The sequence below is a fragment of the Neptunicoccus sediminis genome (genome assembly GCF_001719615.1).
GTDB lineage: Bacteria > Pseudomonadota > Alphaproteobacteria > Rhodobacterales > Rhodobacteraceae > Amylibacter > Amylibacter sediminis.
This window is the reverse complement of sequence record NZ_MDVX01000016.1, coordinates 14,262-40,164: the sequence shown is the minus strand read 5'-3', so window position 1 is coordinate 40,164 and position 25,903 is coordinate 14,262. Positions and strand designations below refer to the sequence as shown.

The window sequence follows — 25,903 nt, the reverse complement described above, 5'->3', positions numbered from 1 at the left end:
CAATCCGTAAACTTCTGTACGTTTCTGTCGGGGCTGTCGTTTGGATCTCGGAAAAGATCGTTATCGGATCGGGCTGGCAGTGTCGGCTTTAGGGAAGGGCCTAAGACACCATCGCCTGCGCTGCTACGGCGTTCAGAACTTTGGGAGCGGGCACGTTGATCAACCGCTCCGGCGTCAGTTCCGCACCGCTTAGCAGCCAGTTCTCGACGATACGCGCACCCATTGTGTAGCCGAGCCAGCGGGGATGGGCCCCTGCACCGGAAAACCATTCTGCATGATCGAATTTCGGAGACATCAGCGTGCGCTGATCCGGCCAGAGCCGCACCAGTTCCGCGTCATCAAAGGCGCAATCCCAAGGTTCGCGCGGCGAGTCAAAGACCAGACGGACAAATTGCGCCGCCAGACCCTCACTGACCATCGCGCCGCCAAGGGTGAACCCGTACCCCGGACCAGCCGCCCGCATCGCGCGGTGGGCGGTGTTGACCATTTGCCGCTGCACCAGCCCGTTGGTCAGGGTTTCTGCAAAATTCTCGTTATAAGGATCAAAGATCAGCGTGCAAAGGTTCGCGCGGCTGACATGGGCGGACATGCCGGTTTCCGGCACGACCGTTTCATTGCCCCGCTCGATCAGAACATCCATCTGCGACGGCCGCACAAAGGGGGACATTCCGGCATAAGCCTCATGGATTTGTCCGGAGATCCGGTCTTTCCATGCGCTTAAATCGCCGGTGGCATCCAGCCAATGTAGGGTCCAATTGCTCACAGTGTATTCCCAGCGCGGATGACAGTTGCCCTATCATAGTGGATCATATGGCTCTGCCAAGGGCTGCGGGCATGTTTTGGCAGGATTTCAAACTGCGCCTTGCCAAGACCGTAGCAAGGCGGTATGCCCCGCCAGCCCCGTTACACGGGGAAAAAGTGTCCGCTACCTTTTCAAAACGGAGAAAAAATATGTCTCGTGGCCTTATTCCTGGCGTTCTCGCCATGGCGGCAGTTGTTGTCGCTTCCAATATTCTTGTGCAATTCCTGTTCGGCAACTGGCTGACCTGGGGTGCATTTACCTATCCGCTGGCATTTCTTGTCACCGACCTGACCAACCGCATTTACGGGGCTAAGGCCGCGCGCAAGGTGGTGCTGGCCGGTTTCGCAGTGGGTGTGATCTGTTCGTTCATCGGCACGCAAATCATCGGGGAATACGGCCCGCTGGTCACATTGCGGATCGCGATTGCCTCGGGAACCGGCTTCTTGGTCGCGCAACTGGTGGATGTGTTTGTGTTCAACCGCCTGCGGGACGGGGCATGGTGGCGGGCGCCGCTGGCCTCTACGCTGGTCGGGTCTTCGCTTGACACGGTGCTGTTCTTCACCATCGCCTTTGCCGGCAGCCTGAGCTTTCTTGAGCCTGCCAATGACGTGTCCTGGGCGGGTGAAATGTTGCCCATGCTCGGGGTTGGTCCGGTTGCGCCGCTTTGGGTGAGCCTTGGGGTTGCAGACTGGCTGGTAAAGCTGTCGCTTGCAGTGATTGCGCTGATACCGTTTCGTTACCTCGTCGTTGCTTTGTCTGGTAAGAAAGCCAACATTTAGGCAGGAGTTAACCTTTTACCCACAAAATCTGGGATGACCTGCAAAAAATGCTTGGTGATTTCCAAAAGTCGTGGCACGATTTCCTTGCGGGGTTGAAAACAACCCCCGCGTGAAACAATCAGAAAGGAGGTGCCAATGATTATTGGGAAACAGGAGCAGCTGGTTAAGGTTACAAACGAGGTGAGCGTTTAGAGGGCAGCCCTTCTATACACACATCCGGTTTCAAGATTTTCCGATCTTGCTTGCCACCTCCAACTCTCGAGGAGAGCCCTGCCAGTGCTTCGGCAGGGCTCTTTCCGTTTCAGGGGGAGGGCGGGTTTACAAGTATTCCCGCAATTTGGATCGTGCGCGGCTCATCCGCGACATAACCGTGCCAATCGGCAGTTCCAATTGTTCTGCCATCGCGGAGTAGGACAGGCCCGCATCCACGCGCAACCGCATGACGGTGCGGTATTCCTCGGGCAGACGGCCAATGGCGGCCAGCGTCTGGGCGCAGGCCAGCGCCCCGTAGACATCGGCGTTTTCGTCCTCGGGGTCGTGATCGTCAATCGGCACATGAGACGGTGCGCGGCCCTTTTTGCGGATCTGGTCCAGAAACAGGTTCCGCAGGATAACCGCCATATAACGGCGCGGATGCTCTACATCGGACAGGCAGGTGTCACGGCTTAGAACGTGTAAAACAACGTCCTGCACCAGATCTTCGGCCTGATCGCGGTTGCGGGTCAGATGATGCGCGTAGATAAGAAGATCTTCAAGATGGTCAAACAGTTTATCGCGATTCATGCGAATGCTCCGGGTTGGTTTGCTGCCCTTATTAGCTACGCTTTATTTTTAGAAAGTCGTTAGGAGGGTTCCCGCCCACGGCCAAAACCCGCCAGTCCGCCTTGGCAGAATTCTGCCACCCTGAATTGAGCGATGGAATAAACCGCCCCCCGATTTCGTCCTTGTCTGTAGAGCACGCAAACTGTGTGTTCTTGAAGTAAACGAACAGGAGTTACCTATGCGTAAAATGACAATGACCTTCGCCGCTATCCTTGCCACTGCTTCCTTTGCACAGGCTGCCGATATGGCCGAACTGGACACCAATGCCGATGGCGCCCTGAGCGTGGAAGAATTCACAGCCGGACATGAAGGTGTCGATCCGGCGGTCTTTACCGAAGTGGACACTAACGAAGACGGTGCGATTGATGCTGCGGAATACGAAGCTGCCACAGCCGAGGATGGCGTGCTGGCGACAAACTGATCTCTCTCACCCCACGTTATGATCAGCGGAAAGGGTCGGTCCGGTTGGACCGGCCCTTTTTGGTCTGTTGCCGGACACGACGGCGTTGATAGGATGGGATGATCTATCAAACCGCGACCGCCGAAGTCGGCGTGCTGGCAAATAACCGAAGATACAAAAAAGGCCGGTCCATCGGGACCGGCCTATTTGCACAACATCGCTAAATATTAGCGCAGTGTCTCTTTAAGATATTCGGAGCGTGTCATGTGGTCATCGGTGCGACCGTTCAGGCGCTCAAATTCTGTACCATAGTTGCGGGACACATCTTCATCTTCTGTACCCGGCGTAACTGCTTTGTAACGCTCGTTATTCTGTACGTTTTCGGCAGTATCGTTCAGCTTTTGATCCGGCGTGACCGAGTCGTAACGTGCGTTGTCATCCACCTTTACACCTGTGTCATTCAGGGTCGTTTCCGGTGTCACTGCATCGTAACGTTCGTTGTCATTGTTGTCGGCATGTGCTGCGGTTACGGATGCCATGATTGCTGCGGCTGCTGTTGTTGTAATAAGAGTTTTCATGTCTCGTTCCTTTCGTTTCCGTCTTGCGATGGATTACATGTAGGAGCGGATCTGCCTTGCGACCACACACGGTTGTTATCAATAAAGTGATGTGTTTTCATGGAACAAATCGCGCGCGAATGCGTAGCAAAACGAAGGGCAACGCGGCGTTACAATGTACATCAACGATAGCATAACTCTTGAAGAATGGGAACTCACAGAAAGCTTTCACCGTGCCTCTGGTCCGGGGGGACAGCATGTGAACAAAACCTCCAGCGCGGTAGAATTGCGCTTTGAGGCGGAACGCTCTCCTAATCTGACAGGCGCTGTGAAGGCGCGGCTCAAGCGGCTGGCAGGGCGGCGCTGGACCAAGGACGGCGCGGTGATCGTAACATCGGAATCCCACCGCAGCCAACAAATGAACCGCGATGACGCCCGTGAGAAACTGGCAGAGCTGGTGCGCAAAGCCACCGAAGTACCCAAACGCCGGATCAAGACCCGTCCCACGCTTGGCAGCAAGCGCCGTCGTCTGGAAGGCAAGAAGCAACGGGGCGCGGTGAAGAAACTGCGCGGCAAGGTGGAGGAGTAAATCAGACCCCGCTGCTAAACGATCACGTCCATCTCTGTCTGCTCTCCAACACCGAAAACCCGTTTGTAGCGTGCAATTTCATCGGCTGGCCCCATCGCCTTGCGCGGGTTGTCTGACAGTTTTACAGTCGGGCGCCCGTTGGCTGCAACGGCTTTGCACACTAGCGAAAACGGGGCGAGCGCATCATCCGGCACCAGCCCGCGGAAGTCGTTGGTCAGCATTGTGCCCCACCCAAAAGCGATACGCACGCGACCGTTAAACTGATGGGCCAGCTCGATAATCTTGTGATCATCCAACCCGTCAGAGAAAATAATCCGTTTCTCGCGGGGGTCCTGTCCACGGGATTTCCACCAGTTAATCGCCATTTCCGCCCCCTTGGCCGGATCGCCGCTGTCAATGCGAATGCCGGTCCACTGGTCAAGCCATTCCGGTGCGCGGGCGAGAAACCCCTCGGTCCCGTATGTGTCGGGGAGCATGATCAGCAGGTTGCTGTCGTGTTCTTCCTGCCAGTCCGCCAACACCTGATAGGGGGCCTGTGCCAGTTCCGCATCGCTATCGGCCAGCGCGGAATACACCATCGGCAATTCATGGGCATTGGTCCCGATGGCCTCCACCTCTCGGCGCATGGCAATCAGACAGTTGGAGGTGCCGTTAAAACGCTCGCCCAGACCTTCGTGCATGGCCTGAACACACCAGTCCTGCCACATAAAGGAATGCCGCCGCCGCGTGCCGAAATCCGCAACGTTCAGATGTTCCACCTCGCGCAATCTTTCGATCTTTTCCCAAAGTTTCGTCATGGCGCGGGCATAAAGCACCTGCAATTCAAACTTGCCCATGCCCTTCAGAACCGCCCGAGAACGCAGTTCCATCAGGATTGACAGGGCGGCAATTTCCCAGAGCATGACCTCGGGCCAGGACCCTTCAAAGGTCAACTCGTACTGCCCGTCAACTTTCTCAAGGTGATAGGCTGGCAGTTGCAGCTTTTCGAACCACTCCATAAAATCGGACCGGAACATCTGGCGCTTGCCATAGAACATATTGCCGCGCAGCCAAGTGCTTTCTCCGCGGGACAACCGCAAAGAGCGGACGTGATCCAATTGCTCGCGCAGCACGTCCTCGTCCACAATATCCGCTAGCCGGATGGTTTTGGTCCGGTTGATCAGACTGAACGTCACCTGCGCGTCCGGTTTGTTGCGAAACACAGACTGGCACATCAGCAGCTTGTAGAAATCTGTGTCGATCAAAGAGCGGACGATCGGGTCGATCTTCCATTTGTGGTTATAAACTCGGGTGGCAATATCGACCATATTTCGGGCTCCGGTTGTCCGAATTGTGTTAGAACAGGGGTTTGGCGGCTTGTCCAGCCTGTCGGGGGGGGGAAGATGTCGGGCTGAAGCCCGACCTACTTGAGCAATACGCCGAGGCTGTCCATTTCTTCGAGCGCAACCGCCAGCGAGCCGTCCATGTCGATGGCGCGGCAGGCGTCCTGAAGGACCGTGACCTGAAACCCGAGTTTCACTGCGTCAACGGCTGAATAACGAACGCAGAAATCAGTCGCCAGCCCGACCATCACCAGCTTGCTGACTCCCCGTTCCCTCAGATACCCCTCCAGTCCGGTCGGGGTCTTGTGATCGTTCTCAAAAAAGGCGGAATAGCTGTCGATTTCAGGATGGAAGCCTTTGCGGATGATCAAATCCGCCTTGTCGGTATTCAAGCCGCTTTTGAAGGCAGCCCCTGCCGTTCCCTGCACACAGTGGCGCGGCCATAACACTTGCGGGCCATAGGACATTTCTGTCATCGAAAATGGCTCTGCACCCTCGTGATTATCCGCAAAAGAGCTGTGATCCGACGGATGCCAGTCTTGCGTCAGGATGCGCACGGGATAATCGTCCTGCAAGGCGTTCACGGTCTCGACGATCTCGTCGCCTCCTTCCACCGCAAGGCTTCCGCCCGGACAGAAATCATTCTGTATGTCGATCATAATCAAAGCGGTGCTCGTGGCCTGTGGCATGGCTGTCTCCCTGTTGTCCCGAATTTATGTGGTGCAGGGGGCGCTTCGTCAACCGTGCTGCTTTGCCACTGGAATTTCCTGCCAGACAAGGCTATATGCGCGCCATGTCAAAGATCGTAGTCGCAGCCCTGTACCACTTTACCCGTTTTGAGGACCACAAAGCCCTGCAAGCGCCGCTTCAGGCTGTCTGCGATGCGGGCGGTGTGAAAGGATCGCTGCTGCTGGCCTTTGAAGGGATCAACGGTACGATCGCAGGCCCACGGGCCGGAATTGACGCCGTGCTCGCCCATATCCGCAGCTTGCCGGGCTGTGCGGATTTTGAACACAAGGAAAGCTATGCCTCGGAAATGCCGTTCCTGCGCATGAAGGTGAAGCTGAAAAAAGAGATCGTCACAATGGGGCAACCCGATGTAGACCCGACTGCCAATGTGGGAAACTACGTCGAAGCACAGGACTGGAACGATCTGATCACCCGCGACGATGTGGTGGTGATCGACACCCGCAACGACTATGAGGTGGCCATTGGTACGTTTGAAGGCGCTGTCGATCCGCAAACCAAATCCTTTGGTGAATTTCCCGCATGGTGGGAAGAAAACAAGGACCGCTTCCACAACAAGAAAGTGGCCATGTTTTGCACCGGCGGCATCCGCTGCGAGAAATCCACTAACTTCCTGCTGAATGAAGGCGTTGAGGACGTGTACCACCTGAAAGGCGGTATCCTGAAATACCTTGAAAATGTGCCGGAAGAGAACAGCACATGGAACGGCGAATGTTTTGTCTTTGACAGCCGCGTATCCGTGAAACACGGGCTGGAAGAAGGGAAATACGAACTCTGCTATGCCTGCCGGATGCCGCTGGCACCCGAAGATTTCGCGCGCCCCGAGTATGAAAAAGGCGTCTCCTGCCACCAGTGTATCGACAGCCACTCCGAAGAGCGGAAAGAACGCTTTCGCGAACGTCAGAAGCAGGTGGCCCTGGCCGAAAAACGCGGCAAACAGCATATCGGTTCTTAAACCGACACCGGCTTCAATGTTCCAAAAATACTCAACCCGCCGCCGCAGAGACGCGCAGCTTTAGCGGTATTTCCTTCACAGGAAGATGCACGATGGCGGAAAACGCGCCGACACCGACGCCAACCCACCAGACCATATTGTAATTGCCGTAAAGATCGTAAAGCGCACCGCCCAGCCAGACGCCGAGGAAGCCGCCCAACTGGTGGCTGAGAAAGATAATCCCGTAAAGCGTCCCCATATAGCGCATCCCGTAGATATGCCCCACCAGCCCCGAGGTCAGCGGAACGGTGGCCAGCCATAACAACCCCATCAGAAAGCTGAACAGCAGCACGGTCACGGGCGTAATGGGCGTCAGGATAAACCACGCCGCCAACAGGGTTCGGCCGATGTAGATATAGGTTAGAAGATATTTCTTGCTCAGCCGTTTGCCCAGCAGACCCGCCGTAACCGTCCCGACAATATTGGCCAGCCCGATCACCCCGATGGACACCGCCCCAAGTGCAGAGGTGCTGGTGATCCCCATTCCGGCAAGCAGGCTGTCCTGCCCGATGGGACCGCACATCTCGGTCACAAAAGCGGGGAAGTGGGCGGTGATAAAGGCCAGTTGAAAGCCGCAGGAAAAGAACCCCAGAAAGATCAGCGAATAGGACGGGTCTTTGAAGGCTTTAAGCAGGATCTGGGACATGGTCTCTTCCAGCTCTGCGGTGCTGGTGGCTTCGGGGGCACGCAGCATGGGCAACAGCACCAGCACCAGCATGATGATCGCGGCGAAAATCACAAAGACCTGCGACCAGTTCATATAGGCCAGCAGGATTGCAGCCAGCGGCGGGCCGATCACTTGTCCCAAAGACCCTGCCGCCGTTCCGATCCCAAGCGTCAGAGAGCGGTTCTCATCGCTCGCCGCACGCCCGATGACGGCCAGAATGACGCCAAATCCGGTGCCTGCGATGCCAAAGCCGATGATGATTTCATAAAGTTGATGTGCCCCCGGTGTGGTGGCCGTACTGCTTAGCAACAAACCCGCAGCATAACAGAGCACGCCAAGAAAGATGGCCTTGCGATCCCCGAATTTTTCGGCAATTGCGCCGAATATGGGCTGGCCGATACCCCAAGCAAGGTTCTGGATGGCGATGGCCATAGAAAACTCGGACCGGAGCCAGCCGAATTCTGTGGCGATGGGGATCTGGAACACGCCAAAACTGGCCCGCAAAGAGAAACCCGTCATCAGGATCAGGCACCCTGCGATCAGGATCGGGGTAAACAGCGGCTGTTTGTGTTGTCTCATCGGAACCCATACTGCGTTGCGCAGCCCGTAGCGTCTTGTTAGGGGTGACAGAGCAAAATCGACCAGTCTGTGCAAGGGCAGAAACGTTATGGGCAGCATCACAGATATTTATCAACAGCGGGTCTCCAGCGGTGCCCTGCACGAAGATCCCGCACAGCTGGCGGTGCTGAAACTGTTTGAAGACGCCGCCGCACGCCTGTCCGCTGCGCCGGCAAAAAAAGGGTTTCGCGGCTTGTTTTCCAAGGCAGTTGAACCTGTGCGCGGAGTATATCTTTATGGCGGGGTCGGGCGGGGGAAATCCATGTTGATGGACCTGTTCTTTGACTCTCTGGAAGAGCCGAAGAAACGTCGCGTCCATTTTCATGCTTTCATGCAGGAAATCCACAACCTGATGCACGAAGCCCGCAAGAACGGGGTGGAAGATGCGATAGAGCCAGTTGCTGCCGATGTTGTGAAATCCGCCCGCGTGTTGTGTTTTGACGAAATGCAGATCACCGACATTACCGATGCGATGATCGTTGGACGTCTGTTTGAAAAACTGTTCGAGGCGGGTGTCCTGATCGTCACCACGTCTAACCGCCATCCCGATGATCTCTATAAGAACGGGCTGAACCGGAACCTGTTTCTGCCGTTTATCGAACTGATCAAACAGCGGATGGAGGTCTATAACCTCGACAGTGAGACGGACCACCGGCAGAACCGGCTTGAGGGGCATAAAACCTATTTCACGCCGATTGATAATGCCGCTGAAATGGCGATCCAGCGGGTTTGGACAGATGTGGCGGGCAGCAAGGCGGAGCCGCTGGTGCTGCACCATAAATCCCGCGAAATCCGCCTGCCTGCCTATCATAACGGTGTTGCTATGGCGACTTTCCGCGACCTGTGCGGCCAGCCGCTCGGTCCCGGGGATTACCTTACCATTGTTGAAGCGATCCGCGTTCTGATCCTTAAGGATATTCCGCGACTGGGCCGTGCCAACAACAATGAGGCGAAAAGGTTTGTCACGCTGGTCGATGCGCTTTATGAGGCGCGGACCAAACTGATCGCCAGTGCGGCAACCATACCGGAAAAGCTTTACGAGGAAGGCGAGGGTGCTTTTGAATTTGAACGCACCGCCAGCCGTCTGCGCGAAATGATGAGCGCGGACTGGGGGAAACCCTAGCTCACAAAACCGTTTGATTGCCCTGACCTGCCGATCGGGTAAACTAACCCCTGTTTGCGGGTGTCTGCGAGCTGTGTCTTGATCGCCGGCTGCGGCCGCCTAAGGAATTCCTGAATGGAAAAAAGCCTGTTCCGATACATCTGGAAATACTCCAAGCGCAGCCAGTTGTTGCTGCTTGCGCTGACAATTGTCACGTTCCCGGTGCTTTATATCAGTCTGGAACTGCCCAAGCGGATCATCAATGACGCTATCGGGGGCAGCGGCGAGGACATTGTTTTTGACGGAATCACGCTGAGCCAGACGCAGTTCCTGATGGTCCTGTGTTTCGGCTTTCTGCTTGCAGTGCTGACCAACGGTCTGTTGAAAATGCGCCTTAACACGATGAAAGGGGTGCTGGCAGAGCGTCTGTTACGGCGGTTCCGGTTCCAGCTTTTGACCCGAATGATGCGGTTTCCACGCCCCTATTTCCGCCAGACCAGTCAGGGCGAACTGGTGGCGATGGTCACATCCGAGGCCGAACCGATGGGCGGTCTGATGGGGGATATGATCTCGCAGCCGGTGTTTCAGGCGGGGCAGATGATCACGATTCTGGCCTTCCTTTTCGCCCAGAGCTTTTGGTTCGGGCTGGCCTCTGTTGCGCTGATCCCCTTGCAGGCATGGCTGATTCCGCGACTGCAACGCCAGATCAACCTGCTGAACAAATCCCGCATCGAAGAAGTGCGCCATCTGGCCTCTGACATCGGGGAAACAGCGGCGGGTGTCAGTGACATTCGCACAAACGGCGGGCTGCGCTATCGCACGGCGCAGTTCTCTGACCGGCTTGGCAGATTGTTCAACATCCGGTTTGAGATCTATCAGAAGAAATTCTTCATGAAGTTTCTCAACAACTTCATTAACCAACTGACGCCGTTCTTTTTCTACTCGGTCGGTGGCTATCTGGCAATCAACGGGCAGATTACCGTGGGCGCGCTGGTAGCTGCCCTTGCGGCGTATAAGGACCTTTCTTCGCCTTGGAAGGAACTTTTGATGTATTACAATCAGGTGCAGGATATGGGGTTGCGCTGGGAGATTGTGACCGAACGCTTTGCGCCGAAAACGCTGGTGGATGACAGCCTGTTTGAAGGCGAACCGGATAAAATCCCAAGCCTGTGCGGTGATATTGAACTGAGTGACGTCACTGTGCGCGATGACTCCGGTGATATTGTGCTTGAGGACATCACCCTGACCATTCCCAGAGGGGCGCGTGTGGCGATCAAGGCCACCAGTGAAACTGCCGCGCTGGCTTTTGCCGATCTGCTAACCCGAGAGGTGCTGCCGGCGCGGGGGCGGGTGCGCATTGCGGGGCAGGATCTCAACAGCCTGCACCAGTCTGTAGTCGCGAACCGGATCGGGTATGCCAGCCCCGTTCCCCAGATTTTCCAAGGCACGATGGGCGAAAACCTCTTGATGCCCTTCCGCCGCAAACCCTTGATTGAAAGCGATGTTTCCCCTGAAATACAGCGCTGGCAGGAAGAAGCCCGCCGCGCTGGGAACTGTGATGATCCGCTTGGGGTGAACTGGCTTGACCCGTCTCTGGCAGGGTTTAAGGACGAAGACGAAATCCGCGACTGGTGGTTCAATCTGGGCGAGGCGATGGGGATCGACGAGTTTATGGTGCGCCGTGCGTTACGCCATCGGCTCGACCCTGATAGCCAGCGCGAACTGGCCGACAAAATTGTGGAGTTACGGCCCGAAATCGCCCGCAGGCTAAAGAAAGCGGGGCTCGGGGATATTGTCCATCATTTCGATCCGCGCAAGTTCAACCCAGTCTCGCCACTGGGCAGCAACCTGTTGTATGCGGTGCCGACGCGGGCGCTGACGCAGGAAAGTCTGGCGGAGCAGCGCAAGTTCTTTAGCATTCTCAAGAAAGAAAACATCGTTGACGAAGTGGCGGAAATGTCCGCCAGCCTGATCGAAGGGGTGGCTGCCACCTTTGGCGAGGATGCCACCGACCACCCGCTGTTCCGCCAGCTTAACATGGATGACGCGCTGTATCACAAGCTGCGCACGGTGACGAAAAAACGCCGACAGCAGGGGAATGACGCGCTGACCCCCGAAGAGTTTGCCCTGATGCTAACCGTGCCCTTCGCCTTTAGCGCCGAACAGATTGGCCCCGCCTTCACCGACAGCTTCAAGCAGCGGGTTCTGGACATCCGGATGCAGAACGGGGAACATCTGGTGGCGGAACTGGACGGGTTGTTTGAAACCATCCACCCCGACCGCTATATGCCGGTGATGACGGTGCTCGGGAATGCGATTTTCGGGCGGATTTCGCGGATGGCAGGCGCGCGGGAGCGGGAGGTCGAGGATCTTGTCGTTGAGGTGCTGAACGAACACGGGCTGCGGCGGCTTGCAGCCCAGTCGATCTATGATCTTGTGACCACGTCGGGCGGGCAGAACCTGCCACGGGTTTTCCGCGAAAGGATTGCCTTCAGCCGGGCCGGTATGAAGAAACCCGACATCCTGATCCTGGGCAATGCGCTGGCCAGCCATGATTCCGCAAAACGGGCACAAATGCGCGAGAGGATCGGTGCGCTGATGCCCGATACCACCAAGATTTTCATCGAGAATCATTTCTCTAACCCCGACCTCTACGACCTGTATGTAGAGATCGTGGACGGGCGTATCGACGGTGTGCGGCGGGTTGAAGAACCGGCGGATGAAGACGCGAAACAAGATCTCAAACGCAAGTTGCGGGTGGTGGCGCAGACCGGACTCTTCGCCAATCTCGACCAGAAACAGCAAAGACTGCTGGCCTTTAGTGCACAGTGGTATCCGGCCAAGGCGGGGCAGGTGATCTTTGCGCGCAACCAAGCACCGGATGCGGCCTATCTTTGTGTGAAGGGCAAGGCGGGGATTTTTTGGGCCACCGAGGGCGACGAAGATCGTTTGGTCTCTGAAATTGAACCGGGCCGTCTGATCGGGGATTTGGCCATTATCCTGAACGAAAAGCGGGCGATGGACCTGATCGCGATGGAAGATTCGCTGTTCCTGCGGATCGGCGCGTCAGAGCTGTTGGCGGTGATTGAAAACGATACCAATGTTGCCACCAGCCTGCTGCGCACCGTCGCCGGACACTTGATCGGCGCTGCGGAAAACGCCCGCGCCGCACGGGAATTTGCAGTGAAAAAGGGACTCGACCTGTCCGAACTGGACGAATAATAGCCCCATCAACGCGGCGCACGGCAGGGCAGCGGCAAGGTTTCAGCCGCTGCTCATCCCTGCGATCATCGCGCCCAAGGCGACACTGTGGATCAGCATGATTGCACGGTCATTCCACAACACCCCGACCAGAAACCAGCCCAGCACCCCCACGAGGAATAAATACAGGTTCCACGGCGTCCAGCCAAAACCCGTGGCTGTATAGCCGAGTATCTGGATGATGGAGGCAACCCATTTTATCACAAAAGCCGCATCATACGGTCTTGGTAGAGGATTGGTTGCAGCCTGCTGCGAACTGTCGGTTTCAGGTGTAGATGATGGAATAAGGGTCATAGCCATGTCAGCCTCCGGTCTCTGTTAATCCAGATGTAGGCTGGAGGGGGCGGTGTTTCACGTCAGATTTGATTTCTCGTGACTGTAGGAATACTATTGGCAGATGAGCAATCTTCCCCCTCTGAATGCGCTGCGGGCCTTTGAGGTCGCCGGGCGGCATCTGAACTTTCGCGCAGCAGCCGAAGAAATGGGCGTGACTCAAGGCGCTGTGGCCCAGCAGGTGCGCTTGCTGGAATCCCAATTGGGCCAGCCGATGTTTGACCGTCTGCCCAAAGGTGTGGCTTTCACAGCGTCAGGGCGGGCCTATCACAACAGGATTGCAGCAGCCTTTGCCGAATTGCGCGCAGCAACAGAGGTTCTGCGGCCCGAGCCCGAAAAACTGCTAATCAGCGTGACGCCCACATTCGCAGCTAAATGGCTTATTCCGAACCTGCCTGAATTCTCCGAGCGGTATCCGGAGATTGACCTGCGTATTCTCGCCACCGAAAAAACTTCCAGTTTTCATGGTGATGGAATAGATCTGGCCGTGCGACTGGCCAAGCCGCCATTCGGGGCAGCGATAGAGGCGACACGGCTGTTCAAACAGCAGATCATTGCCATTGCTGCCCCGTCTTTCGTAGCGGACATGCCTGTTCCACTGTCACGGGACACGCTGGGCGCGGTTGTAAAGCTGCATGATTCTCATGACCTGTGGCCAGCGTTCCTTGACCACATCGGGGCTGTCGATCATTCGGGTCGGGGTATGCGGTTGAGCCAGACAGCCCTTGCGATTGACGCGGCTGTTTCGGGGCAGGGGGTGGCCCTTGTGAGCCGGTTCCTTGTAGAGCGGGAACTGGCGAACGGGCATCTTGTGCAAGTGGTTCCCGAAAGCCTTGAGGCAGAGCAGGATTTCTATCTTCTGTCACAGCGCCGCGCCGCTGGGGGTGCCGCGATAGATGCCGTGAAGAACTGGTTGCAATCGCGGGCTGAAAGTTAAAAACGCGCGGCCTGTGGAGCCGCGCGTTGATAGATTTTAGCGCGTTATGTCTTAGCGAATGGCGCGTCGCAGGAATTTCAGCACGTCCTGATCCGCCTTGCCGGTGGGTTGGCGCCCTGCGCGACGCTGAACGTCGCTGATCGCATCCAGCGTTTTCGGGCCGATGATCCCGTCCGGTTCCCCAATATCATAGCCCGCCTTGATAAGCAGTTCCTGCACTTCCAGCTTTTCAGGTAGACGCAATGCACCCGGACCACGGGGCCAGTCCCGCACAAATTCGCCGCCGCCGTTGATCTTGTCCGCCAGATGCCCGACGGCCATCGCATAGGAGTTGGCGTTGTTGTAGCGCTTGATAACAAAGAAGTTTTTGAACACAGCAAAGGCCGGACCATCAGCGCCCGCAGGCAGCAGGATCGCCGCATTGCCGTAGTTGGGAATTTTACCGCCCGACATGGTGCGCACGCCAAGTTCGGCCCAACGCGCCGGTGTTGCCTTCACCTTCAACGAGGCGTTGCCATAGTTAAAGCCTTTGGGGAGCTGTACCTCAATTCCCCAAGGCTGGCCTTTGACCCAACCGTTGCGGCGCAGATAGTTCGCCGTAGATGCCAGCGCATCGGAGGGATCACGCTGGTCCCAGACATCCCGTTTTCCATCGCCGGTGAAATCTACCGCCAGCGCGTCATAGCTGGTGGGGATGAATTGCGTGTGGCCCATCGCACCGGCCCAGCTGCCCATCATACGGTTCGGGGTAATGTCGCCGTTCTGGATAATCTTCAACGCGGTCAGAAGCTGCTGTTCCCCGAACTTGCGGCGGCGCCCTTCATAGGCGAGCGTGGCCAGCGCCTCGATGATGTTGATGTCGCCCATATTCTCACCGTAGGAGCTTTCAAGCCCCCAGATCGCCACAACCACGGACCATTCCACCCCGTAGGTGTTTTCGATCCGGCGCAGTTTGGACTTGTGCTTGCGTACCATCGCCTTGCCGTTCCTGACCCGTTTCGGAGAGGTCGCAGTGTCCAGATAATCCCAGATCTCACGGGAGAATTCCGCCTGTTTGCGATCGGAAGCGATGACCCGTGTGTTCAGCTTCACGCCTCGGAAAGCACGGTCATAGGTGCGGGCCGAAATGCCGTTGGCCAGCGCGCGGGCCTTGAAACTGCGCACCCATTGTTCAAAGCCGGATTGTGTCTGCGCCATCAACACCCCCTGATCCGGTTTGGCCGGTGGCGGCGGGGACGTCTCCACAGCGGCACCAAAGGCCAGACTGGGGAGGAATGCCAGCACGGCCACAAATTTTATTCCACGTTTTAGCATGCGATGCTCCTGCTCTGATCGCCTGGTTTTTTGCAAAGCATAGCGGGGAAACCGCTGTGGCAAAAGTAGAATCATGTGTGGAAGGGCGGTGGGCAATCTGTTGCCTCTTCGGATTGGACAGAGGCCAGAGCATCGCGCAACAGGCTGGTGCGATGGGGGCGAAAGGACTGGTCGGTGGGGGCCAGTTTTTGGATGCGATCTACGCGAAAGGCGCGGAAATCCTGCCGCAACTGGCATTTCGCCAGCAGCATCAGGGTCTGGTCCATAAAGATGATCGACAGTGGCCAGATGGTGCGCTCGGTCTGTGCACCTTTGGCATCGCCGTAATGGATGTGGATCGCCTGCTCGTCGCGGGCGGCCTGCCGGATGGTCGCGACATCGACGGTGATTTCGGGGCGGCTGTGAAAGCGTTTCGCGCTTAGCACGCTGTTTTGCATCTGGCGCGACAGACGGTCTGGCAGGCTCGCCGCGAGTTTTGCCAGCGCGTTGCGGGCTGCATCCGCAAGGACCGGATCCCCAATTTCGATCACTTCGCGCAGGCCAAGCACCAGCGCTTCGGTTTCGTCCGTGTTAAACAGCATCGGCGGCATGGCGGTGTCCTCCACCAGCGTATAGCCAAAGCCCGCCGCCCCGTCGATGATCGCCCCCGCGCGGCGCAGGCTGTCCACGTCGCGGTAGACCGTGCGCAGGGACACGCCAAGTTCGGCAGACAGTTGGGCCGCCTGAACCGGCGCAGGAAGCAACCGCAAAAGCTGCATCAACTGGAGTATGCGTTCGGATTTTGCCATAGTGTCAGGATACTACCGCGTGCTGACAGAAAGTGACAGTAGCGCTGTGGTCTTGTGGCAATAAAGGAGCCAGCCATGACCCCGTTGCCCCCGCCAGAGGTTCAAGCCGCGTTTGATACTTTTGCCCCTGAAGAACGGGAGAAACTGCATGTCGTGCGGCGTTTGATTTTTCAATGTGCCGTGGCGATAGAGGCTGGTCCGGTGACGGAAACCTTACGCTGGGGGCAGCCGGCCTATCTGGTGAAGAGGGGGAGCAGTCTGCGCTTGGGTATCGGAAAAACCGGACAAGCCGCGATTTTTGCCCATTGCCAAAGCAGTATTATCAGCGATTTTGCCACAGTTTTTGGTGCGGATTTCAAACTGGACGGGAACCGTGCGGTCTATCTGGAAAAGTTGGGGCCGGAGGTGTTAGAAAAGTTGCAGTTTCTGATCCTGCACGGGTTGCAATACAAACGTCTGCCCAAAGCGCGGCTGACAGTGGCGCAGATGACCCTGCAAATATGAAGCGTCATACAAGACGCTTCATAAATGAAGCTTCATATATCACGCGTCATATAAGACGCTTCATATAAGCAGGGTGATAATCGGGAAAGCCAAGCAAATTCAGTGCGTTGGGCGTTCGATCTTCCGCCACTTTATCGCCGGTCAGATAATCGCGCGCAACCGGTCCATCAGCTTTTGCACCGCTTTGACATAGCGCTCATCCTTCAGGTTTCCCTCTTCGTCAAACGCACCTGAGGCAGAGGCCACAGCCACCGCCGGGCCTTGCAGGACGATCGGCTGAAAGGGCGTCAGACACTGGCGCAGGGAATTTTGCGCCATCACACCGCCGGTGCGCCCGCCGGTTGCGGATAAAATTGCAATAGGGGTGTCGCCCATTGGCATCGGTTTTGCGCGGCTGACCCAATCCAGTGCGTTCTTCAGCACTCCGGAGATATTGCTGTTGTATTCCGGCGTTGCGATGACAATGGCATCCGCCTCCTGCATCTGCCCGTGCAATGTCTGTACTTCTGTGGGAATGCCTTCGGCGTCTTCCAAATCTCCGTCATAAAGCGGAAAACGGATGTTGGCATATGTCACCTCTGCCGGTCCAAATGCCGCCACCGCCTGATCCAGCAGTTTCCGGTTCAGCGATCCGGCGCGCAAAGAGCCGCAAATGACAAGAAGTTTCGGGTCGGCCATAGTCAATCCTTTCTGGTTTTCCCCCACATACGACGACCAGCGCATATGTCCAGCCCTTCTGCCGCTGCGCTTGCGGTTTTGCCATATTACAACATCGACAACCATATTGACCGCGGTATCGGCTGTTTGATTGTAGCTTGCCGCACCGCCGCCTATGGTGTGGAAAACAAATGACAACGGTCTACAAAGGGACAGAATCGTGGCAGGCAAAGACTATCAAATTGCGGCATTGTGGATGGAAGGCAGTCTCAGCTTTCTGGAGCAATTGTGCCTGAAATCCTTTGTGGATGCGGGTCATCACGTAAAGCTCTACCACTATGGTCCCCTGCGCAACGTGCCCGACGGAATGGAGCTTGCCGATGCGGCCGAGGTTCTGCCCCGCACGGATTTTCTGGCCCACGCCCGCACCGGTTCGCCCGCGCTGCATTCCGATCTGTTTCGCTACAAGATGCTGGAGCAAAATAAGGATACCATCTGGGCGGATACCGATGCTTACTGCATGAAGCGGTTTGAAACGCCCAACGGCCATTTTTACGGCTGGGAATCGGACAAACACATCAACGGCGGTGTGCTTGGTCTGCCCTCGGACTGCGATACTCTGGGGGAGTTGCTGGAATTTACATCAGACGAATTTGCCATCCCCACATGGTACGGTGACGACTACACCCGCGAATTGGAGGAAGCCCGCGACGCTGGCAATCCGGTTCACGCCTCCGAACAACCTTGGGGCGTTTGGGGGCCTCATGCGGTGACGCATTTCCTGCATAAGACAGGCGAAGCAAAATACGCCTTGCCGCAGGAAGGACTGTATCCTTTCACCTACAAAGACCGCCGCATGATGTTAAAGCGCAACTTTGACACCACGCCTTATGTGACCGAAAACACCTATTCCATCCATCTCTATGGCCGCCGGATGCGGGCCCGTCTGGTGGAAAAAGAGGGCGGCGAACCGCACCCCAAAAGCCTGCTCGGGCAGTTGATCAAAAAGCATAATATCGACCCCGCACAGGCGCCATTGCCCATGTCAAAGGCGCAACTGGCAGCAGCGAAGGCCCCGAAGGGTGCAAAGCCCAAACCGGCAGATAAGCCCAAACCGGCTGAACAAACCGCCAAGCCAAAGAAACCAGCCGCGCCCGTTGCTGCCAAGGTCGCGCCGCTGGACCCATCGGCACGGGTGGGGATCGGGCAGGTTAATCTGACTGACATCGCTAATAAATACAGCACGGACAAAGGCTCTGCGAAACACCGTTACACAGAGCTGTACCAGATGCTGTTCCTGCCCCTGCGCGGACGCAAGCTGAACCTGCTGGAAATGGGGCTGCTGAACAGCGGGCCGGAACATGAAGTCGCGGCAGAGCGGATCACCAATGATGCGCCTTCCGTGCATATGTGGCTGGAATATTTCCCCAAGGCGCAGGTCTACGGTCTGGATATTTCGGATTTTAGCTGGCTCGACAATCCCCGTTTCACCTATGTGAACTGCGATATGGACAGCCGCGAAAACATCAAGGCTGCGGCCACTGATCTGCCGCAGATGGATATTATTGTGGATGACGCCAGCCATGCCTCTCATCATCAGCAGGGTGCCTTTCTGGAACTGTTTCCCAAACTGGCGTCGGGCGGGTTTTACACCATCGAAAACCTGCGCTGGCAGCCCAAGCATATGGAAAAGCCGGGGTTCACCAAAACCGCCGACCTGTTCTACGGTTATCAGAAAGGCGGTGCATTCAGCCATTCCGACCCTTTAATCGCGGATGAGCTGAACGCCCTGAGAGAACATATTTCGGGGTGTTTCATCTATCAGGTCGGCTTTGACAAATCCCGCAAGGACCAGCTTATGGTTGTCCAGAAACGGTAGGGCCCATGTCTGAAGAGATCATGTCTGAAGAGATGGAGAGACAGGTCGAGCGCGGGATCATTCCCGACTGGTACCGCGATATTTATCCCGACGGAGAGCGGGACGGCTTTTACGAAAAGCTCGGCAGCCATTCCCTGTGCTATGTGGAACGCAGCCTCGGGCAGCTTGTGATCAGCTTTGACAATCTGGCAGAGGCCGGACACGACGGATACGACCGCGAGGCCTGGGCATCGGGGTTTTGTAACTACAACAACTGGTCCCATCTGGGCATTTTTGCACAGGGGCCAAGCTGGTTTCGCGATGAACGCCTGATTGCCCGACTGGAAAAGCTGCGGGACGATGGGTTCTTTGCGCAGTTCAACTATGTCACGCTGGCGGGGGCCTCTATGGGGGGCTTTGGCGCATTGGTGTTTTCCGCTCTTGTGCCAGGCGCCAATGTGATCGCCTTCAGTCCGCAATCCACCCTGATCGAGGATCATGCCCCGTGGGAAAACCGCTATGCCAAGGGGAAAGAATACGACTGGTCCCTGCCTTACGGGGACGGGGCGGCGGCGTTGGAAACCGCTGGTAAGGTCTATGTGATTTACGACCCTTACGAACCCACTGACAGCCAGCATGCGGCCCGTTTGATCGGGGATAATGTCGTGCATCTGCGGGCCTACGGGTTTGGCCACCGCTCTGCCCTGTTTCTGCGCAGGCTGGGTGCGCTGAAACCTGTCATGGGAGAGGGTGTCATCGGCACGCTGGACCCGCAACGCTTTGCCCAGATGATCCGCAATCGCGGGGCGGTGTATCTTTATAAAACACAGATGGAAAACTACATGCGGCGGCGCGGCCGCGAGGTCTGGGTGCCCAAGCTGCAAAAAGCCTTTCGCAACCGGCGCAAGCGTCTGGAAGCGGGGCAATCTACATGAGCGGTCTTCTCGGCGTTACCTGTCTGCGCAATGAGGGGCCATATGTGCTGGACTGGCTGGCCCATCATCTGGCGGCCGGTTTTAATCACATGCTGGTGCTGACCCATGATTGCGATGATGGCAGTGCGGAGCTGTTACAGGCTTTGGCCGCTGACGGGCGGATCACCCATCTGCCGTTCGACTATACCGCTGAGAAAACCGTGCAATGGCAGGCTTTGAACATTGCCAAACATCATCCGCTGGTGAAATCTGCGGATTGGGTGATGTTCTTTGATTGCGACGAATATCTGAATCTGCCAGAGCCCTATAAAAGCCTGAAAGACTTGGTGGCGACCCTGCCAGATGCCGAAGCAATTGCCTTTCCGTGGCGGTTGTTCGGGGCGGCGGGGCAGGAACGGTTTGACACCGCTCCGGTGACAGAGCGGTTCGTGCAGGCCGCGCCACGGGACATCCACTATCCGTTGGCCAATCTTTACAAGACGCTGTTCCGTCCGAAATCCTTTCGCCAGCTTGGGGTGCATCGCCCGCGTAACAAGAAAAACCGCGTGCCGCGCTGGTATGTGTCAAGCGGCCAGCCCCTGCCGGAAGGGGTGGCGGCCAACGACAAGGCAATCTCGCTTTATGGTCTGCTCGACACGGACGCGCCGATTGCCTATCTCAATCATTATTCTGTGCGGTCGGCGCAGGAATTCATGCTTAAGGCGCAGCGGGGCCTGCCCAACCACATGGACCGCGCCATTGACCTGTCCTATTGGGCCGAGCGGAATTTCAACACGGTGACGGACGACAGTATCGCGCGGATGGCCCCAATGACAGCGGTGCTGCGCGACCAGCTTTGCGCCCTGCCTGACGTGGCGCGGCTTCATGCTGCTTGTGGTGCGGAACACCAGCGCAGGATTGACCGGATGCTTGACGATCTGGACAATATCCGGCTGATCTGGCGGCTTGGCCTGCTGGCGGGCAGCACGCCACCGCCCCGAAAACGGGCGCAGATTTATATTCAACACCAGATTAGAGCGATGCAATACAATGGGTAATCCCGCCGGAAACGAGTTGATCCAACGCAGCCTTGGCGTGGTTGAGGCTGAAGGGATTGTCCTACTGGACGCGGTTTCGCAAATCCGTGAAGGCAAGCGCATCGTGCAGCTGTTTTTTCGCAGCGATGCAGACACGCTGCGGGTGTTTCCGGGTGAGGGGTTGCGCGTTTTGGAAACCCGTAGCATCGGCGGGGCCATGTGGTGGACCTGCGAGGCAGAGAAAACCGCAGGGCCGTTAAAGATGGTCTTTGCCGATACGCCGGTTGTGATTGATCCCGCACCGCAGGAAACGAGTATTTTTGGCCAGAAGAACTGCTTTGTGTCGATCCGAAACGGAGAGACCGCAGGTGCGGTGCTGGACTGGCTGGCCTATCATGTGAACCATCACGGCTTGCAGGGGGCGGTTATTCTGGACCGTGCAGAGCCGGGAAAAGACAAGGGTTTCCTGCGCAAGCTGCGGGACGGGGTGAAAGCCTTGCCACAGCCCTGCACTGTGCTGCTGCTGAACGGGGCAACGCCGCTTGGCCATCCGGATCGTCCGGCAGAATCCCATCCCTTTTGCGCACCTGATGCGCCCGGTAAGGACCGCATGGAGATTCCCGCGTCTGATCCTTGGGCCGCCCCCCTGCGGGAGGTCTTGATCTACGAACAAATTCGCAATCGTTTCCTTGGTGCGGCCCGCGCGGTTGCAAATATCGACGTTTACGACTTGATGGTCGAAGGCGAAGGGCCGGAGACCTTGTTTGATGCGGCTGTTGCTGCCCCCTCGGGCTGTATTCCGCTGGCGGGACGGCATGTGTACCCGTGGCGCACCCGCAAGAACGCGCCCGCGACATTCGGGGATCATATCTGTGTGCAATTTGATGCCCGCAAGCTGAAGCAACGCTGGTGTATCGCGCCCGCGCAGGCCTCTGACAGTGCAATCTGGCGCCTGATCCGCGTGGGCAATGTGGCGATGGATGTAAAAGATGCACGTCTTTTCTACCGCTTTATGTCCCTGCGCCACCCGACGCCCTCGGTTGCCAAGATCGTGCCAAAATCCAGCCTTGTGGAGCATGAACCGCTGCTTCGGATCGCCTGCAAACACTTTGGCGCCAAGCCGGTCCGCATGCCTGAAATCAAGCCGGAGAAAGACGCCGGACGGGGCCGCGCGGCGATTGTCACCTGTATGAAGAACGAAGGTCCGTTCATTCTGGAGTGGCTGGCCTATCACCGCGCCATCGGGTTTGACGATTTTCTGGTCTATACCAACGATTGTACGGACGGAACGGACACCATGCTCGACCTGTTGCAAAAGCGCGGGCTGGTCCAGCATCGGGACAACCCGTTTAAGAAAAGCGGTTTGAAACCCCAGCATGCCGCCTTGCAAGCTGCCGAAAGTGAAGAGGTGATGCAAAAGGCGGGCTGGCTGGTCTGTATGGATGTGGACGAGTTTATCAACATCAAATGCGGGGACGGGACGCTGGATGCGCTGTTCAAGGCGGTGCCTGACGCCAATATGATCGCGATGACGTGGCGGCTGTTTGGCAATGCTGACGTGGACGAATACCGCGACGAGCTGATTACCGAACGGTTTGACCGCTGTGCGCCGGAGTTCGCCAACAAACCCCATCAGGCGTGGGGGTTCAAAACACTGTACCGGAACGTCGGCCTGTTCAAGAAGATGGGCGTGCATCGTCCCAAGGGACTGAACCCGCAACTGTGGGAGCAGATCAACTGGGTCAACGGATCAGGCAAGCGCCTGCCCAAGGACATCTACCGCAATGCGTGGCGCTCCACGACGGAGACTTACGGCTATGATCTGGTGTCGCTGAACCACTATGCGGTGCGCAGCGCTGAAAGTTTTCTGGTCAAGCGCGATCGCGGGCGGGTGAACCACGTGGACCGCGATCAGGGGCTGGCCTACTGGTTCCGCATGAACAACAACGCCGAGGAGGAAACCTCGATCAAGCGGATGCTGCCCAAGCTGCGGGCGGAGTATGACAAGCTGCTGGCTGATCCCGAAATCGCCGCCATCCACGCCGAGGCGGTCAAACGTCACCGTGCCAAGATTGACGAACTGCGCGAGACGGAGAAATATACCATCTTTTACAAGGAGCTGACCGGACCGCGCCTGCGCAAACTCTCAAGGCTCCATTCCCATTTCGGGGCCAATGTGTTTCTGACCGGACCGGATTGCGTACCTGACGAGGTGGTTGCAAAAGACCCCGAAGAGGAGTTCTTTTTCACCATTGAACGGGGCGAGACGAACCATTAACTTTTGCTGCTCAGGCAGCCGGACGTAGTGAACAGGAATATCCATTGGAACTTCGCATCTTATATGGCGCCCACCAGACCGCGCAGGAACAGCTGCGGGCCCATCTGGAGCAGAACAGCGATCTGCTGGCAAAGCAGGGCATTTTCATGCCCGCCGCCGAAATTGCCGAAGTTGCTGTAAATGCTGCGATCAAGGCGCTGCGCAAGGGCAACGCCGATGAAACCACGGCTGCAACACTGATGGCCGAATTGTCCGGCGGAGTGGCCTACAAGCGGCTTCTGATCATCCGTCCGGCAATCAGCGGATCGTGGATGCGTCCGACGAAAGAAGGCACGCTTTATCCGCGCGGCAGTTCCACCGCCGTGCAACTGACCCGTCTGGTGGGGGCTGACAAGGTGCAGCTTTACTTTGCCACCCGCAATCCGGCGAGCTTTCTTCCCGCTTGCTACAATCTGGTGGTGCAGGCCGATCCCAAGCAGAGCTTTCAGGATTTCGCCTATCAGTCGGACCCATCCGACCTGCGCTGGTCCGAATATCTGCACCGTGTTCAGGGCAAGGAAAGCGAACTGCCCGTGACCGTCTGGTCCTATGAGGATTTCCCCTACATCTGGCGCAGTGTGGCACAGGCGTTTTCCGGTGTGACCAACAAAGAGGATCTTGTGGCGGCAGAGGGCAATGCCCAGCCGGAAATGTCTTTGAAAGGGGCCATGCTGATGCAGGCGTATCTGGCAGAGCATCCGACCAGTGACGAACCCAAGCTCCGCAAGCTGGCCCAAAAGTTTGAGGAAAAATTTCCGGCCAAATCGGATGATTCAGTGCCGGATGTCTGGCCTGCGGAACTGGTAGAGGCGCTGTCAAATGCCTATGACGATGACAATTACTACATCGACCGGATGGAAAACATCCGTGCAATCAGGCGTCCCGTCTACCCCGAGATGCTGGACGCCTGATGTTTCACGTAAAACCCTGCGTGGTGGTTAATACTCCACGCCGATCTGTGCCTTGATGCCAGAGCGGAACGGGTGTTTCACCAGTTCCATTTCCGTCACCAGATCAGCCAGTTCGATCAATTCTTCCTTGGCATTGCGTCCGGTCAGAACCACATGGGTCATTTCCGGTTTCTCGTTGGTCAGGAACTCCACCACTTCGTTCACGTCGATATAGTCATAGCGCAGCGCGATGTTGATCTCGTCCAGCAGCACCATATGGTTGCTTTCGTCGCGGATCAGGGACTTGGCCTGTTCCCACGCAGCCTGCGCCATTTCCGTATCGCGGGTTTTATCCTGTGTTTCCCAGGTAAAGCCTTCGCCCATCGTGTGGAAGGAACAGATGTCGGTGAATTTCGACAGGATCAAATCCCGTTCGCCCGTGCTCATGCCGCCTTTGATGAACTGCACAACGCCGCATTTCATGTCGTGGGCGATGCAACGGAAGATCATCCCGAACGCGGCCGAGGATTTCCCCTTGCCCTTGCCGGTGTGGACAATCACCAGACCCTTCTTTTCGGTCTTGGTGGCCATGATTTTGTCGCGGGCGGCCTTCTTCTTGGCCATTTTCATCGCGTGGCGTTCGGTATCTTCAGTCATTGCAGGTCCTCCTCAGCCCTTGGGCAGTGCGGGCAGATCCGGCGCGGGGCCGGTGTTTATCACAGTATGATCGCCGCTTTTCCTGTCCCTGTACCATGGCACAGCGACAGGTTCAAAGCGGCCTGCGGCGGATTAGCGGGTCGGAACCGGCGTTTCGCCGCGATAGTCATAAAAGCCGCGTTTGGATTTGCGGCCCAGCCAACCGGCCTCGACGTATTTGGTCAGCAGCGGACAGGGGCGGTATTTGGTGTCGGCCAGACCGTCATGCAGGACGTTCATAATCGCAAGGCAGGTATCCAACCCGATAAAATCCGCCAATTCCAGCGGCCCCATCGGGTGATTGGCCCCAAGCTTCATCGACGTGTCGATCGACTTCACGTTGCCGACGCCTTCGTAAAGCGTGTAAATCGCCTCGTTGATCATCGGCATCAGGATGCGGTTCACGATAAAGGCGGGGAAGTCTTCGGCGGTGCTGCTGGTCTTACCGATCTTGGCAACCACGTCTTCCACCGCGCGGAAGGTGTCTTCGTCCGTGGCGATGCCGCGGATCAGCTCGACCAGTTGCATCACAGGCACCGGATTCATGAAGTGTAGCCCCATGAACTGTTCGGGGCGGTCCGTACGGGACGCCAGACGTGTGATGGAAATGGACGACGTGTTTGAGGTCAGGATGGTGTTCTTGCGCAGATGGGGCAGAAGATCCTCAAAGATTGCCTGTTTGATGGCTTCCCGCTCTGTTGCGGCTTCGATCACCAGATCCACGTCGCCACATTCCTGAAGCGTGCTGACAGGGGAAAGCTGCTCCAGCGTGCGGGCCTTGTCGTCTTCGGTGATCAGGGAACGGGCAATCGCGCGGTCAAGGTTCTTGCTGATCGCGGCCATGCCTGCATCCAGTGCCTCACGCGAGATGTCGTACAGGCGCACCTGATAACCGGCGAGCGCAAAAACATGTGCGATGCCGTTGCCCATCTGACCTGCACCGATAACGCTGACTGTTTTGATTTCCATGAAGCTTCCTTTATGCTGCTGCGCAGCAA

General features: G+C 57.0%; 25 protein-coding genes. 13 read left to right on the top strand and 12 right to left on the bottom strand.

Annotated features, from left to right (window positions below; all coding sequences use genetic code 11):
• Positions 1-100 precede the first annotated feature (100 nt).
• The gene (locus BFV97_RS14980; RefSeq protein WP_069301203.1) at positions 101-763 is read right to left on the bottom strand and encodes a DUF2268 domain-containing putative Zn-dependent protease; all 663 of its coding nucleotides are present in this window, start codon (positions 761-763) and stop codon (positions 101-103) included.
• Positions 764-951: 188 nt separating this feature from the next.
• On the opposite strand from BFV97_RS14980, the gene BFV97_RS14975 reads away from it, so the two are divergent.
• Entirely contained in the window at positions 952-1,581 is a 630-nt protein-coding gene (locus tag BFV97_RS14975) for a queuosine precursor transporter (RefSeq protein WP_069301202.1), read from the top strand.
• Between the two features lie 318 nt (positions 1,582-1,899).
• Here BFV97_RS14975 and BFV97_RS14970 read toward each other — a convergent pair whose 3' ends face one another.
• Positions 1,900-2,364: an RNA polymerase sigma factor gene (locus BFV97_RS14970; protein WP_069301201.1), complete on the bottom strand. Its 465-nt coding sequence runs from the start codon at positions 2,362-2,364 to the stop codon at positions 1,900-1,902.
• Between the two features lie 217 nt (positions 2,365-2,581).
• Between BFV97_RS14970 and BFV97_RS14965 the strand changes: the two genes are divergently transcribed.
• On the top strand, positions 2,582-2,824 hold the full coding sequence (locus tag BFV97_RS14965; protein WP_069301200.1) for an EF-hand domain-containing protein: 243 nt from the start codon (positions 2,582-2,584) through the stop codon (positions 2,822-2,824).
• A gap of 206 nt (positions 2,825-3,030) precedes the next feature.
• On the opposite strand, the gene BFV97_RS14960 is transcribed toward BFV97_RS14965, so the two are convergent.
• Entirely contained in the window at positions 3,031-3,381 is a 351-nt protein-coding gene (locus tag BFV97_RS14960) for a hypothetical protein (protein ID WP_069301199.1), read from the bottom strand.
• Positions 3,382-3,535: 154 nt separating this feature from the next.
• On the opposite strand from BFV97_RS14960, the gene arfB reads away from it, so the two are divergent.
• Positions 3,536-3,949, top strand: a complete 414-nt coding sequence (gene arfB / locus BFV97_RS14955) for an alternative ribosome rescue aminoacyl-tRNA hydrolase ArfB (RefSeq protein WP_069301198.1) — start codon at positions 3,536-3,538, stop codon at positions 3,947-3,949.
• Positions 3,950-3,963: 14 nt separating this feature from the next.
• Here the strand turns inward: arfB and pncB are convergent, their stop codons facing one another.
• Positions 3,964-5,256, bottom strand: a complete 1,293-nt coding sequence (gene pncB / locus BFV97_RS14950; protein WP_069301197.1) for a nicotinate phosphoribosyltransferase — start codon at positions 5,254-5,256, stop codon at positions 3,964-3,966.
• Positions 5,257-5,351: 95 nt separating this feature from the next.
• The gene (gene pncA, locus BFV97_RS14945; RefSeq protein WP_069301196.1) at positions 5,352-5,960 is read right to left on the bottom strand and encodes a bifunctional nicotinamidase/pyrazinamidase; all 609 of its coding nucleotides are present in this window, start codon (positions 5,958-5,960) and stop codon (positions 5,352-5,354) included.
• A 104-nt stretch (positions 5,961-6,064) separates the two neighbouring features.
• Here pncA and trhO point away from each other — a divergent pair, with 104 nt between their 5' ends.
• Entirely contained in the window at positions 6,065-6,973 is a 909-nt protein-coding gene (gene trhO, locus BFV97_RS14940) for an oxygen-dependent tRNA uridine(34) hydroxylase TrhO (RefSeq protein ID WP_069301266.1), read from the top strand.
• Between the two features lie 31 nt (positions 6,974-7,004).
• On the opposite strand, the gene BFV97_RS14935 is transcribed toward trhO, so the two are convergent.
• The gene (locus BFV97_RS14935; RefSeq protein WP_069301195.1) at positions 7,005-8,258 is read right to left on the bottom strand and encodes an MFS transporter; all 1,254 of its coding nucleotides are present in this window, start codon (positions 8,256-8,258) and stop codon (positions 7,005-7,007) included.
• Between the two features lie 88 nt (positions 8,259-8,346).
• Here BFV97_RS14935 and zapE point away from each other — a divergent pair, with 88 nt between their 5' ends.
• Together zapE and BFV97_RS14925 are read left to right on the top strand one after the other, a co-directional pair.
• The gene (gene zapE / locus BFV97_RS14930; RefSeq protein WP_069301194.1) at positions 8,347-9,420 is read left to right on the top strand and encodes a cell division protein ZapE; all 1,074 of its coding nucleotides are present in this window, start codon (positions 8,347-8,349) and stop codon (positions 9,418-9,420) included.
• A gap of 114 nt (positions 9,421-9,534) precedes the next feature.
• Positions 9,535-12,621 carry an ABC transporter transmembrane domain-containing protein gene (locus BFV97_RS14925; RefSeq protein WP_069301193.1) on the top strand — a complete coding sequence of 1,029 codons (3,087 nt, stop codon included), beginning with the start codon at positions 9,535-9,537 and terminating at the stop codon, positions 12,619-12,621.
• 42 nt (positions 12,622-12,663) lie between these two features.
• Here the strand turns inward: BFV97_RS14925 and BFV97_RS14920 are convergent, their stop codons facing one another.
• Positions 12,664-12,960, bottom strand: a complete 297-nt coding sequence (locus BFV97_RS14920; RefSeq protein WP_245667765.1) for a DUF6552 family protein — start codon at positions 12,958-12,960, stop codon at positions 12,664-12,666.
• 97 nt (positions 12,961-13,057) lie between these two features.
• On the opposite strand from BFV97_RS14920, the gene BFV97_RS14915 reads away from it, so the two are divergent.
• On the top strand, positions 13,058-13,930 hold the full coding sequence (locus BFV97_RS14915) for a LysR substrate-binding domain-containing protein (protein ID WP_069301192.1): 873 nt from the start codon (positions 13,058-13,060) through the stop codon (positions 13,928-13,930).
• 51 nt (positions 13,931-13,981) lie between these two features.
• On the opposite strand, the gene BFV97_RS14910 is transcribed toward BFV97_RS14915, so the two are convergent.
• Positions 13,982-15,244: a lytic murein transglycosylase gene (locus tag BFV97_RS14910; protein WP_083225672.1), complete on the bottom strand. Its 1,263-nt coding sequence runs from the start codon at positions 15,242-15,244 to the stop codon at positions 13,982-13,984.
• Positions 15,245-15,315: 71 nt separating this feature from the next.
• Entirely contained in the window at positions 15,316-16,032 is a 717-nt protein-coding gene (locus tag BFV97_RS14905) for a helix-turn-helix transcriptional regulator (protein ID WP_069301191.1), read from the bottom strand.
• Between the two features lie 75 nt (positions 16,033-16,107).
• Here BFV97_RS14905 and BFV97_RS14900 point away from each other — a divergent pair, with 75 nt between their 5' ends.
• Complete coding sequence (locus BFV97_RS14900) at positions 16,108-16,536, top strand: DUF1801 domain-containing protein (RefSeq protein WP_069301190.1); 429 nt, start codon at positions 16,108-16,110, stop codon at positions 16,534-16,536.
• Between the two features lie 141 nt (positions 16,537-16,677).
• On the opposite strand, the gene BFV97_RS14895 is transcribed toward BFV97_RS14900, so the two are convergent.
• A complete protein-coding gene (locus BFV97_RS14895) occupies positions 16,678-17,214 on the bottom strand; it encodes an NADPH-dependent FMN reductase (RefSeq protein WP_069301189.1) in 537 nt (178 codons plus the stop codon).
• Positions 17,215-17,413: 199 nt separating this feature from the next.
• Between BFV97_RS14895 and BFV97_RS19055 the strand changes: the two genes are divergently transcribed.
• Genes BFV97_RS19055 through BFV97_RS14870 form a run of 5 tightly spaced genes read left to right on the top strand, consistent with a single transcriptional unit; the run spans position 17,414 to position 24,230 of the window.
• A complete protein-coding gene (locus tag BFV97_RS19055) occupies positions 17,414-19,072 on the top strand; it encodes a hypothetical protein (protein ID WP_245667763.1) in 1,659 nt (552 codons plus the stop codon).
• Positions 19,073-19,077: 5 nt separating this feature from the next.
• The gene (locus tag BFV97_RS14885; RefSeq protein ID WP_069301188.1) at positions 19,078-19,986 is read left to right on the top strand and encodes a hypothetical protein; all 909 of its coding nucleotides are present in this window, start codon (positions 19,078-19,080) and stop codon (positions 19,984-19,986) included.
• Entirely contained in the window at positions 19,983-21,023 is a 1,041-nt protein-coding gene (locus BFV97_RS14880; RefSeq protein ID WP_069301187.1) for a glycosyltransferase family 2 protein, read from the top strand. The genes BFV97_RS14885 and BFV97_RS14880 overlap by 4 nt, the downstream gene beginning before the upstream one ends.
• A complete protein-coding gene (locus BFV97_RS14875) occupies positions 21,016-23,280 on the top strand; it encodes a glycosyltransferase family 2 protein (protein WP_083225671.1) in 2,265 nt (754 codons plus the stop codon). The genes BFV97_RS14880 and BFV97_RS14875 overlap by 8 nt, the downstream gene beginning before the upstream one ends.
• A 44-nt stretch (positions 23,281-23,324) precedes the next feature.
• A complete protein-coding gene (locus tag BFV97_RS14870) occupies positions 23,325-24,230 on the top strand; it encodes a hypothetical protein (RefSeq protein ID WP_069301186.1) in 906 nt (301 codons plus the stop codon).
• Positions 24,231-24,257: 27 nt separating this feature from the next.
• Here BFV97_RS14870 and cobO read toward each other — a convergent pair whose 3' ends face one another.
• Both cobO and BFV97_RS14860 read right to left on the bottom strand, forming a co-directional pair.
• Positions 24,258-24,866 (bottom strand): cob(I)yrinic acid a,c-diamide adenosyltransferase, encoded by a 609-nt coding sequence (gene cobO / locus BFV97_RS14865; RefSeq protein ID WP_069301185.1) that lies wholly within the window; start codon positions 24,864-24,866, stop codon positions 24,258-24,260.
• Positions 24,867-24,998: 132 nt separating this feature from the next.
• Positions 24,999-25,874, bottom strand: a complete 876-nt coding sequence (locus tag BFV97_RS14860; RefSeq protein ID WP_069301184.1) for a 3-hydroxybutyryl-CoA dehydrogenase — start codon at positions 25,872-25,874, stop codon at positions 24,999-25,001.
• Positions 25,875-25,903: the final 29 nt, after the last annotated feature.